The following is an 8,011-nucleotide window of genomic DNA, read 5'->3' on the forward strand; positions in this document are numbered from 1 at the left end:
GCTGCGGGTGGTCGGCCCACCGCCGGCGCCCCCCCCGACTCGCTCACGTGCCGATTGACAACGCAGGCCAAGCCTTAACTACCCGGCATTGGGTTCTAACCGGCCTAAACACTCACGAGTCCTGACCAGCGGATACGCGAGCTTGGTCACACCCCTGGCTTATACGCACGTATGTTGCGACATTAGGTGGAAACGTCTCGTGACGGTGACCACCTGGTTTGTTTATTTCCGCTGGTAGACGCGTCAAGACCGATTCAGTCACATCCTGTCACAGGTTTCGATACGGTAAATTCTTCGTAGCACCAGGGCCAAGTCGGCCCGGCCTTCCCCACCACCCCCTCGTCCCGCTCACCGAGTGTGACGGCTGGTTCGGCGTGCACGGGGAATCCGATTTTCGCTAGGAGACCTTGTTGAGTACCGAATTCGAGCCCGCTCGACTCGATGACGTAGAGGAGTTGCTGGCCCTTTTCCGGCTGCAGTACGGCGACAGCTATCCGTTGCCCAGCGGCAACGACCCCGAGATGATGGCCGCCGCGATCGCCAACCCGGTCCCCTCCTGGCTGGTCGCCCGCGACAACGGCCGCATCATCACCACGATCATGGCCGAGATCGCCGCCGAGGACCGGATCGCCAGGACGCAGAGCCTCATCGTCCACCCGGACGCACGCGGCCGCGGCATGGCGCGCAAGGCCGTCGGCGCGCTCGCCGACCTGCTGCTGACCAGCGGCCACATCGACTCGGCGTACGGGAAGTCGCGCACCTCCAGCACCGCGGCGCAGCGGATGATGCTGAGCAACGACTTCACCGCGCTGGGCATCTTCCCCAACGCCCACAAGTTCGACAGCCAGGAGACCGTGCTGCTCACGGTCAAGCACGCCGAGGGCGTTCTCGACCGCCGCGAGCCGGTGCACAAGGTCCCGGCCGAGCTCGAACGGCTGGTCACCGCCGTCGAGCACAGCGTCGGCATGCCGGTGCGCCCCGAGTTCGTCCCCGCGACCGAGTACCCCGTCACCGGCTCCGACGTCGAACTCGAACTGCTCGACGCCCCGCACTTCGTCGCCAGGACCTTCGACGCCCAGGTGCGCGACCCGTACCGCCGGTACTACCCGCTGCACACCCCGAACATGCTGCTCACCGACGCGCAGGGCACCTTCGAGCTCTACGCGCGGCTCACCAAGCACGACGGCTACGGCACGATGATCGCCGGGACCCCGAACGGGCTCGCCGTCGTGCCGCACCTCGGCCAGATCGTCCGGAAGCTGAGCGAGGCGGGCGCCGCCTACCTCGAGACGATCGTCCCGCTCTGCGCCTTCGAAGAGCTGAGTGCCTTGCTGGCACACGGCTTCCTGCCCGCCGCCATGTACCCGGCGATGCGCCGCGACGGCGGCCTCTTCCAGGACTACGTGGTGATGGCGCGGACCATGCAGCCGCTCGACTTCCGCGGGCTGAAGATCGACGAGGCCTTCCGCCCCTACGCCGAGCAGTACATCGACCTGTGGACCCAGCGTCACCTCAACACCAGTGGAGTTTTCCGGTGAGCCCGCACCTGACCGACCCGGCGACCGTCCCCGACACCGTCGCGCTCAAGAACGTCCAAGCATTGTGCGACATCGCCGACCCGTACCGCCACGACGCGGAGACCGACGCGCTGTTCGTCGCCGCGATGAACGAGTCGAACCACTGGCACGTCCGGCGTTCCCCGTTCTATGCCAACCTTTTCGACGGCATGACCGAGCTCAAGTCCATTGAGGACCTCACGCGTCAGCCGTACATCCACGCGAACTTCTTCAAAATGCACGAGATCCTTTCCGTGCCCCGCGAGGACGTTCTCGTGAACCCGACCTCTTCGGGCACCACCGGCCAGAAGTCGCAGATGTTCTGGGACGAGTGGACCGTGCGCTCCGGCCAGCGGATGATCGCGCGGATCTTCGATCACTACAGCTGGATCGACAGCGACCCGGTCAGCTACCTGCTCTACACGAACCAGCCGCAGCCGGGACTCAAGACCGGCAGCGCGCGCACCGGCCAGCTGCTGACCGACTTCGCGCCGGCCGGTTCGGTCGACTACGGCCTCGCGCACACCGGCACCGGCCACGAGTTCGACGCCTTCGGCTCCATCCGCGCGCTGCAGCGCTTCGCCGAGGAGGACGTGCCCGTCCGCATCTTCGGCTTCCCCGCGTTCCTGTCCTTCACCCTCGACCGGATGCGCGCGCTGGGCCTCCCGCCGGTGAAGCTCAACGAGCGCTCGCTGGTGCTCTTCGGCGGCGGCTGGAAGGGCAACGCGGACAAGCAGATCGCGAAGCCCGAGCTCTACCGCCGCATCAACGGCCAGCTCGGCATCCCCGACGAGCGCATCCGCGACGCCTACGGCTCCGTCGAACACTCCATCCCGTACATCGAGTGCCCGAACCACAACCTGCACGTGCCTACTTGGTCGCGCGCGCTGGTCCGGTCGGTGCGGACACTCGAACCGCTTCCCTTCGGTGAGCGCGGTTATCTGCAGTTCATCTCGCCGTACATCACCTCGGCGCCCGCGCAGAGCGTGCTGATGGGTGACCTCGGCACGCTGCACGCCCCGCGGGAATGCGGCTGCGGCACGCCCACCCCGTGGTTCGAGATCCACGGACGCGCGGGCATCTCCCGCAACCGCAGCTGTGCCATCGCCGCCGCCGAACTTCTGAAGGACAAAGCGTGAGTAACGAGCATTACTGGCAAGGAGTCTGGGTCGACGACGTCCGCGCGGGCGACCTGCTCGAAACCCTCGAAGAGACCACCCAGCGCGTGCTGTCGGCCGAGCGGTTGAGCCCGCTGACCGTGCTCGCCGCGTGCGAGAAGCTCGCCGAGCGACTGTCCAAACCGGACAGTGTGGTGCGGATCCAGCTCACCGAGCGACTGCAGGACTGGGGACTGCCCCGCGACGAGATCGCCGAGACCTTCGACCTGCTGGTCGACCAGCTCGCCCGTGAGGAGCTCGAGCGCAAGGTCACCCGCGAGCTCGGCGGTGTCGACCCGGCACGCCTCGCGCGGTTCGACTTCAAGCTCCCGATCTTCGAAGCCTGGGTCCCGGTCGGCCTGCTCGCGCACGTCGCGGCTGGCAACGCACCGGCCGTCGGCGCGCTGAGCGCCATCGAAGGCCTGCTCACCGGCAACCTCAACGTCATCAAGACCAGTGGCGCCGACTCGCTGTTCACCGCGGAGTTCCTCGCCGCGCTGGCCGAGCAGGACCCGACCGGCAAGATCGCCGAGCGGCTGATCGTGCTGCGGTTCTCGTCCTCGCGCAAGGACTGGCTGGAGCGCATGGTCGCGCCCGCCGACGCCGTCGCCGTCTGGGGTGGCGAGGAGGCCATCAACGGCATCGCCGAGTTCACCGGCCCCGGCACCCGCCTCATCGACTGGGGCCCCAAGCTCTCCTTCGCCTACCTGACCGCCGACACCTGGTCCGCGACCGACGCGCTGCACGCCGTCGCCGCCGACGTCTGCCGTCTCGACCAGCAGGCCTGCTCCAGCCCGCAGGTCATCTACCTCGACACCGACGACGAGGAAGAGGTCTTCGCGTTCGCCGAGCGCTTCGCGCCGGTGCTGGCCGAGGTCGTCCACCAGCGTCAGCCGCGCGACCCCAGCGACGCCGAATGGGCCGAGATCAACAACACGGTCATCGTCGCGCGGCTGGAGGAGAACCTCGGCCTCACCAAGGTGATCACCGCCGACGACGGCACCTGGCGGGTCATGGCCGACACCCGGTCGGCGCTGCGCGCCTCGCCGCTGTACCGCACGGTGTGGGTGAAACCGTTGCCGCGCACCGAGATCACGGCCACGCTGCGCCCGATGCGCCGCTACCTGCAGACCGTCGGCCTCGCCGCCACCCGCCAGGACACCGCGGTGCTCGCCCGCACGCTGGTGAGCACCGGCGTCCAGCGGGTCACCGTGCCCGGCCAGATGCTGGGCGGCTACGCGGGTGAGCCGCACGACGGCGTCTACGCGATGCAGCGCTACAGCCGCCGCGTCGACGTCCAGCTCGACGAGCGGTTCGCCACCGACGCCGCGCTCGACGACTTCACCACCGGCGCGCAGCTTCCGGCGCCGAACGTGCCGGTGACGCCCAAGTCGGAGTTCGAGACCCTGCAGGCGGGCCGCGGCGAGGTGTTCTTCCTCAGCGGCGGCAGCACCGGCAAGCCGAAGCTGTCGAAGTTCTCGTGGGCCGACTACGACGAGATCTCGAACTTCGCGTCCGAAGCGCTGCTCGCGACCGGGATCGACCCGCGCACCGACCGCGTGATGAACCTGTTCTTCAGCGGGCACATGTACGGCAGCTTCGTCAGCTACTTCTCCGCGCTGGAGCGGCTCGGCGCCGTCCAGTTCCCGATGGGCGGCGAGTGGGACCGCTTCGAGGCGATCGCCCAGTCCATTGTGGACAATCAGATCGACACGCTGGTCACGGTGCCGAGCTTCGTCATGCGGCTGTTCACCGAAGGCGGCGACGCGCTGCGCCGCTACCGGGGTGTCCGCAAGATCTTCTACGCCGGTGAGCACTTCGGCGACAGCCAGATCCAGTGGCTGCGCGAGGAGTTCGGCGTCGAGGTCGTCCGCTCCGCGGCGTACGGCGGCATCGACGCCGGGCCGATGGGTTACCAGTGCCTGGAGTCGCCCGCGCGCGTGCACCACATGTTCCCCGGGCTGCACACGCTGGAGATCCTCGACACCGACTCGGACACCCCGGTCGCGCCCGGCGAGGTGGGCCGCCTGGTCTTCACCGCGCACACCCGCCGCGGCCAGCGCGTCGACCGCTACGAGATCGGCGACCTCGGCCGCTGGATCACCGAGCCGTGCGGCTGCGGCCGCCAGAGCCCGCGCTTCGAGCTGCTCGGCCGCGTCGGCGACGTGTTCCGCACCGCCGCCGTGACGCTGAACTACCGGCGGTTCGCCGCGATCGCCGCGGACGCCTTCGGGTACACCGGCGCGTTCCAGGTGGTGCTGAGCGAGGACGCCAAGGGCGACATCCTCACCATGCGCCTGGAATCCGGCGACCCCGAGACCGTCACCCGCGAGTTCATCGCGCGCTACCCCGAGCTGACCGAGGCCGTCGAAGGCACCCGGTTGCTCCGCCTCAACACCGAAATCGCGCCGCAGAGCGCCTTCGACCGCACCGCCAGCAGCGGCAAGCTCATCGCCGTGGTCGAGAACCGATCCTCCAGGAGCGTCCGATGACCGACCTCACCGAACTCGTCGCCTTCGCCCGCGCGAACTCCCCGTTCTACAAGAAGCTCTACGACGGCGTCCCGGCCGGGCCGGTGCGCCTGACCGACCTGCCGATCATCGACCAGTCCGAGTTCTGGGCCGCGAACACCATGCGCGGCAACACCGCGCTCACCGGCCCGCAGACCGACGGGATCATCTTCAAGACCGGCGGCACCACCAGCGCGCCGCGCCTGTCCGTCTACACCCGGCCCGAGTGGAAGACACTCGCCACCACCTTCGCCACCGGACTGGCCGCGGCGGGCGTGCGGCACGGCGACCGCGTCGCGAACCTGCTCTACGCCGGTGAGCTGTACTCCAGCTTCATCCTGATGCTGAACATGCTGCAGGAGCAGGCGATCGACACCGTCCAGCTGCCGATCGCCGGCGCCGCGCCGATGACGTTCAAGGTCCAGGCGCTGCAGGACTTCGCCGCCACGGTCATCGTCGCGTTCCCGACGGCGCTGGTGCAGCTCGCGCAGTACGTGAAGGAGAACGTGGGCACGCTGTCCCACGTGCGGGTCGTGCTGTTCAGCGGCGAGGCGTTCTACGGCGACCAGCGCCGGATCGTCACCGAGGCCTTCCCCAACGCCGTGATCCGCTCGCTGGGCTACGGCAGTGTCGACGGCGGCGTGCTCGGTGCGCCGGTCGAGGGCTGCGAGGACGTGCGCGTGTTCCGCGCCTTCGAGCCGACCAACGTGATCGAGATCGTCGACACCGAGACCGGCGAGCCGATCGAGGAGCCCGGCCGCCCCGGCAGGCTGCTGGTGACCGACCTCGGCAGGCGCCTGCAGCCGATGATCCGGTACCCCGTCGGCGACCTCGGCGAGTGGGTTTCCTTCGAGGAGCGCACTTTCCGGCTGCTGGGCCGCGCCGACGAGGGTGCCCGTGTCGGGCCGGTCACCCTGCACCTGGACTATCTGCGCGGCTGTGTCGACACCGCGACCGGCTCCCGCGTCGGCGGCTTCCAGGTCGTGCTGCGCCGGGTCGACGCGAAGGACCAGCTCGTGCTGCGCTTCGCGAGCGACGCGGCCGACCGCGCCGCCGTGCTCGAGACCCTGAGCGCGCAGGTCGACGAGATCTCGCCGCGCTTCGCCGACCACGTCGCGCGCGGCATCATCCAGCCGCTCGCCGTGGAGTGGGTCGCGCCGTCGGAGATCGCCGTCAACCCGCGCACCAGCAAGGTGCTCCGGCTCATCGACGAGCGTCCGGTATGAACGTGAGAGAGGCAGAGCGCATGGCCGAGGTGCCGACGCGCCCGCTGCCACTTTTGTTCCGTAACAAGAACTTCGCGGCCGTCTGGCTGGGCCAGGTGCTCAGCCAGGGCGGTACGCGGGTCTACCAGATCGCACTGCTGTGGTGGCTGCTCGGCCAGCTGCCCGCGTCGTCGCGCGGCCTGTCCGCGGGTGCGTTCCTGGTGGTCGGTGCCCTGCCATCACTGCTGCTGGCGGGGCGCATCGGCCGTCTCATCGACTCGGTGCCCGCGCGCCGGGTGATGCTGCGTGCCGAGGTCGTCGCCGGTGTGCTGGTCTCGGGTCTCGCCGTGCTGGCGTACCTGGACTCGGTGCCGGTGTGGCTGGTCTACCCGGTCGGCCTGGCGCTCGCGACGTGCCAGGCGTTCTTCGACCCCTGCCTGATGAAGGCACTCCCGGAACTGGTCGACGGCGCGGACATGGAACGCGCGGTCGGGTTCGGGACGTCGACGCAGTCGGTGGCGAACTTCGCGGGCGCCGCGTTCGGCGCCGGGCTGCTGGCGACCGTGGGCTTCGCAGGCGCGGTGGCGGTCAACGCCACCACGTACGTGGTCGCCGCGTTGTGTCTGCTCTACGCCCGCTTCAACGCGCAGCCGCCCGCTCCGGCCCTCGCTTCGGAGAAGAAGCAGGGCACGTGGGCGTTCCTCGGCTCGCTGCCGGGCGTGCGGCCGCTGCTGGTCTGCTTCGCCGCGGTGAACTTCTTCTCCGCGCCGACGCTGCTGGTGCTGCCGCTGTACACGAAGTCGGTGCTCCAGCAGGGGCCCGCGATGCTGGCGACACTCGAGTCCGCGTTGTGGCTCGGGCTGCTGCTCGGCGCGTTCGGCGCGGTGCGCGTGCCGACGCGCGGCCGGATCACCCAGTTCGGCGCCGTCTGCCTCGGCGCGTTCGGCCTGTTCCTCGCCGTGCCGGGGCTGCTCGTGTCCGGTCCGGTCTCCATCGTGACGCTCGCGCTGGCCGGGTTCTGCCTCGGCGTGTCGAACGTCAAGTTCACCGCCCTGTTCCAGGCCGTCGTCCCGCCTGAGGCCAAGGGCCGTTTCTTCGCCGCCATGATGGCCTCGATCACCGCGACGTTCCCGGTGGCGTTCCTCGCCTTCGGCGCGATCGGCGACGCCGTCAGCCCGCAGCTGCTCTGCCTCGTTCAGGCGGCAGGCCTGCTGGTGATCGGTTTCGTGCTCTCCAGGCTGCCTGAGCCGACTCAGTAATAAGTCAAGTTACCCGCTGGTCATGACCCATCCGGGTTGTTTGGCGCGCCCGGAAAAAGACTACCGATAAGTACGGCTGTCGCCGTGACGAAAGGATCCATACCGTGGTTGGCGTGAGCATCGCTATCTCAGACCCCGAGACCATGACCGAGCTGATCGCGGACTGCCAGTGCATCCCCGACACGCTCCACGCGGAGCTGCCGCTCCCGCAGCCCACGGCCGCCCGCCGCTGGACCCACGACGACATCTGCAAGTGCGCGCCCCAGGTGGACGGCATGGAGATGTTCGTCTAAGACCGCACGAACGAAGAAGGCCCCCGACGAC

6 protein-coding genes are annotated in these 8,011 nt (G+C 68.9%); all 6 read left to right on the forward strand.

Features of this window, described 5'->3' with window-relative positions:
• Positions 1-410 precede the first annotated feature (410 nt).
• The 6 genes from ACFV15_RS47160 (at position 411) to ACFV15_RS47185 (ending at position 7,980) form a co-directional block, all read left to right on the forward strand.
• Positions 411-1,538, forward strand: a complete 1,128-nt coding sequence (locus ACFV15_RS47160) for a GNAT family N-acetyltransferase (RefSeq protein ID WP_378359937.1) — start codon at positions 411-413, stop codon at positions 1,536-1,538.
• Positions 1,535-2,695, forward strand: coding sequence for a hypothetical protein (locus ACFV15_RS47165; RefSeq protein ID WP_378359939.1), 1,161 nt, complete (start codon positions 1,535-1,537; stop codon positions 2,693-2,695). Before ACFV15_RS47160 ends, ACFV15_RS47165 begins: the two co-directional genes overlap by 4 nt.
• Complete coding sequence (locus tag ACFV15_RS47170) at positions 2,692-5,205, forward strand: acyl-CoA reductase (RefSeq protein WP_378359941.1); 2,514 nt, start codon at positions 2,692-2,694, stop codon at positions 5,203-5,205. The genes ACFV15_RS47165 and ACFV15_RS47170 overlap by 4 nt, the downstream gene beginning before the upstream one ends.
• Positions 5,202-6,449, forward strand: coding sequence for a phenylacetate--CoA ligase family protein (locus ACFV15_RS47175; RefSeq protein ID WP_378359943.1), 1,248 nt, complete (start codon positions 5,202-5,204; stop codon positions 6,447-6,449). Before ACFV15_RS47170 ends, ACFV15_RS47175 begins: the two co-directional genes overlap by 4 nt.
• Positions 6,446-7,687: an MFS transporter gene (locus ACFV15_RS47180; protein ID WP_378359945.1), complete on the forward strand. Its 1,242-nt coding sequence runs from the start codon at positions 6,446-6,448 to the stop codon at positions 7,685-7,687. Before ACFV15_RS47175 ends, ACFV15_RS47180 begins: the two co-directional genes overlap by 4 nt.
• Positions 7,688-7,800: 113 nt before the next feature.
• Entirely contained in the window at positions 7,801-7,980 is a 180-nt protein-coding gene (locus tag ACFV15_RS47185) for a hypothetical protein (RefSeq protein ID WP_378359947.1), read from the forward strand.
• Positions 7,981-8,011 lie beyond the last annotated feature (31 nt).

The sequence above is a fragment of the Amycolatopsis sp. NPDC059657 genome, from assembly GCF_042734395.1.
Classification (GTDB): Bacteria; Actinomycetota; Actinomycetes; order Mycobacteriales; family Pseudonocardiaceae; genus Amycolatopsis.